General features: G+C 46.2%; 2 protein-coding genes. Both read left to right on the forward strand.

The window, feature by feature from the left end; translation table 11 throughout:
* On the forward strand, positions 1-814 hold an 814-nt coding region (locus KDK18_RS03280; RefSeq protein WP_257253191.1), incomplete at its 5' end, for a hypothetical protein.
* Between the two features lie 363 nt (positions 815-1,177).
* Positions 1,178-3,914 (forward strand): hypothetical protein (locus KDK18_RS03285; RefSeq protein ID WP_257253194.1); only part of this gene is annotated, 2,737 nt, incomplete at its 3' end.

Below are 3,914 nucleotides of genomic sequence, written 5' to 3' on the forward strand. Positions count from 1 at the left end.
TCCAATGCCGCAGCTGAAAATACAGAATGAAAAAATGGAAATTAGCAACTGGTCAGAGGAGCAGTTCAGGATTTTTTTGAAAATCACTGGGGTGCCTGAACACTATTATTTGTCAGCAGATCATTGGCAAAAGCGTTCAGAACCCGATTACCCGGTATGTATCCAGGGACTCGAAACCGGGTTAGTCGTAAACAGAGAGCCCGGGGCAAAAGGTGATGTTGGAGTCGCGCCCTTCAACCCAATACCTATGCATGTGCTGGCTACCCTGATCAGCAGAGGAATGGCCATCAAAGCTGTCGCCTGGAAATCCCTTGACCATCATAAAGAGAGACTGCCTGTCTCCTTGCTTGGCAAACTGAAAATAAGCATCGAAGCATCAGATACAAAATGCCCCGATGAGATTAAAGAATCACTGTTTCAATACTTGAATAACGTTCCATCCAGAACAGCTGAAGCCTGTGAGCCGATCAGTGAACCGGAACTACAAAGCGTTAACCCACCCGACGACCAAAGAGAAAAACAGGCGTTTGGCCGCCTATGGTTAAAGCTAAATCAGACAGAAGTTTTTAGCACTGAAATACTGACATTACTGAACGAGTATGAGAATGAAATGGAGCTTATGCATGTAGTGACCGTCCTTAAAAAAGCCAAAATTGATATCGCCGACCACATACTGAAAAGATGGAGGCAACTGGCATGCAGAAAAATAAAGCGGTTAAGAAGAGGAGACCCTTTATTATCAGGGGTTAATCCTGATGTTTATCAGAGTTGCCAGGAATTAGAGTTACTTGATGGGTGTGGGAGTATTTTCTAATTGCCAACTCCGTTTATGGCGCGAAAACCAGTGGGATGCTATACATTCTCGTGCATACGGCAAACGTCAATCAATGCGCCTGAGTCTATGGGACGCCCACAGAAAAACAAAACTATCTGCCCGATGGTCCGATCACTGCTGCTGTTAGTGACAATAATGTCTGGTGAGTCACTGCCTGCAGTGGGATTAGACAGCTCAAACCTGCTGCCAGCACATTTCTTGTATACTAATAAGTTAGCCGGACATGAACAGCCCAAGCCTCTTCCGGTTGGGCTGACGCAATTAGCGCTCATTTTGCTTCAGCTGCTGCCGAATAACAGTCCCCCTGCGTTTCTTCAATTACCTCTCCAACCCGTTTGGCCAATGACGCAAACACGCCGCATTGACCTGATGGTCACGTCTCCGAAAGCCCTGGAGCATTCTTCCACTGCTCTGACCGCCACGGGGGCTGCCGGTGGAGATGATGGCGACAGGCCACCTGACGGAAATCACTGGAATCCTGACAAGGTGCCTCTCCCTGACCTCACCCTCGTTCCTGACCCTGTTCAAAAATGCCTGCAACAAAAAAGGCGACTGCTTCGAATATTACGAATGAAACGACTATGGGCGATTAAGACAGGCCAAACCACGCTGGCCCGGATTTTGTCAGACCGGATCATGGTGATTGAAGCGGACCTTCTTGATCTGGAAAGGTCAGACCCCGCCACGATTCATCCGGGGCTGGTTAAGACATGGCTAGCAGAGAATAGTCGGGAAATCAGCCTTTACCGTGTGATCGCTTCTGGCAAATACTATGGCCGTCAAACGTGTAACGGGGAAAAGGATCAACCCTCCGGAACGACCAAAGCATCAACAACCACGACAACGTCTCAGAACAGGCAGATGAGCGAAGTCCCTGCCTGTAACCAGGGAACCGGTTCATCAGGCGGCAGTGGTCGTGGAGGTGATGACCCACTAAAACCCTCTGCTGAGCAGGATAACGAAAATTTGGTTGTAACTTGTTCCAATTGTGAAAAGACACTGAATACACAGGAAATAAGTCGCATAGCAAATGAGGAATCAGCTTCAGCGTTTTTATGCAACACCTGCCTTTCAGGCACTAATGGTAAAAAAAGAGCAAGACGTAGCTCAGAAGAAACTCAGCTGCATGACTCATCAGAACCTGCTCAGAAAAAAAACAAGGGCTCGTGTAGAAAGAGAAATAATTCGAAAGCAGTTGCACCAACACCGGCTAAAAAAAAGAAACGAGCAGACACTCGAATCTCAGATGACCCATTGGAAAAAGTAAAAGAAAAAATCCTTTACGAATTAACTGAGGAAGAGCTGGAAAAAGTGCAAACCCTGATGCAGGTTTTCAAGAAAAAAAACATCACAGCCAAGTACACTTTTTATAACTTACTTGGTTTCGTAGAGAGAAAGTCTTTTAATGGCTTCTTCGATAATGCAATCGTTTTTTTTCGGCACCTTCCTGAAACCATCAAAAATACCGGCATGTTGACCGGCATGTTAAAGAATATAAAAAAACATACCCGTGATTTTGCCGAACGTAGCCAAAGCGAACTCAAATATTTAGCGAGTTTAGATGTATTGACTTCCTTTTCGTCCATGAATAATGGGAAAGGCGTACCCAAGCCTGAGGAAATGAAAGAAGTGCTGGGCTGGCCGGAATGGAAAGACAAGGGTGGTAAATTCAGTACGGAGCTGTTCCGCTCTTTATCGTCTATGTACGCCAAAAGAGGTATGCCCGGACATGAGGAAGTGAGAGAGATGCTGGGCTGGTCGGAATGGAAAGACAAGAATAATGAGTTCAGTATTGAGCTGTTCCGCTGCTTCACGTCCATGAATCATGGCAGAGGCATGCTCAGACATGAGGAAGTGAAAGAGGTGCTGGGTTGGCCGGAATGGAAAGACAAGGATGGTGAGTTCAGTATGAAGCGGTTTCGCGCTTTCTCATCCATGAATCATACCAAAGGTATGCTCAAACATGAGAAAGTGAAAGCGGTACTGGGCTGGCCGGAATGGAAAGACAAGGATGGCAAGTTCAATATGCAGCTATTCCACTCTTTCTCGTCAATGTACAACACCAACGGCGTGCCCAAACATGAGGAAATGAAAGAGGTACTGAGCTGGTCTGAATGGAGAGACAAAAATGGTGAGTTCAGTATGGAGTGCTTCCGCGCCTTTTCTTGCATGAATAATGGTCAGGGCATGCTCAAATATAAGGAAGTAAAAGAGGTGCTAGGCTGGCCAGAATGGAAAGACAAAGATGGCGATTTCAGTATAGAAAGGTTCCGCGCATTCTCGTCCATGAATCATTGCCAGGGCGTGCCCAAACATGATCAGGTAAAAAAAGTGCTGGACTGGACACGTTGCCGGGGGACAACCAATCATCTGCTCCTGCAAATTATGACCAAGCTCTGGAAATCAGAAAGCCTACCTGCTATTAAGATGCTGCAACATCAGGAAACACAACTGAAACAGTGGCTGTTTACAAAATTTACTGAAGGAAATGGCGATTCAGATAGTGAAGAGGACGACGAATACAATAGCGATTCAGAGGATGACAAATTCAATCGTCAGATAAAAACAGTGGCTCTTTACCTTTCCACCTCCAAACCGGACTTGTCACTCAGCTGGGCAGTGTTAAAACAATTTCTTAAAATCCATGAAAACACCAAAACCGTTCTGATGCTAAAACCATTGATAAGACTTCTTTCTTCTTATGGCGGCAAAGGTGTTGAGCGCTACCTCCGGGCTGATCGACAGGACCGGAATTTTTTGCTGCATCATTCGAGTAAGTCCTTGCCTTTGCATGTATTAGACAAGGCAATGGTTCTGTTTTCTGCCAGTGAACACAGATCGCGTTTTGTCTATTTCGTCAAACGGCTGAAGTCATTACCGGATAAGAGCCTGTGGCAACATTACTCAGCCCGGTTGCAAGCATTGTCGGGGGTGCTGAAACTCAAATACATGCAAAGGCTTTACTTGAAAATTCTGCAACCTTTAACAAAGGATGATCAGCTGCGCTTTCTGGAAGCCAGCCGTGCCCAGGCTGTATTCGACCTGTTTCCCTCGTTGAGCGCCCTGCATAAACTCAGCA

This window comes from Endozoicomonas sp. SESOKO3, from assembly GCF_024606255.1.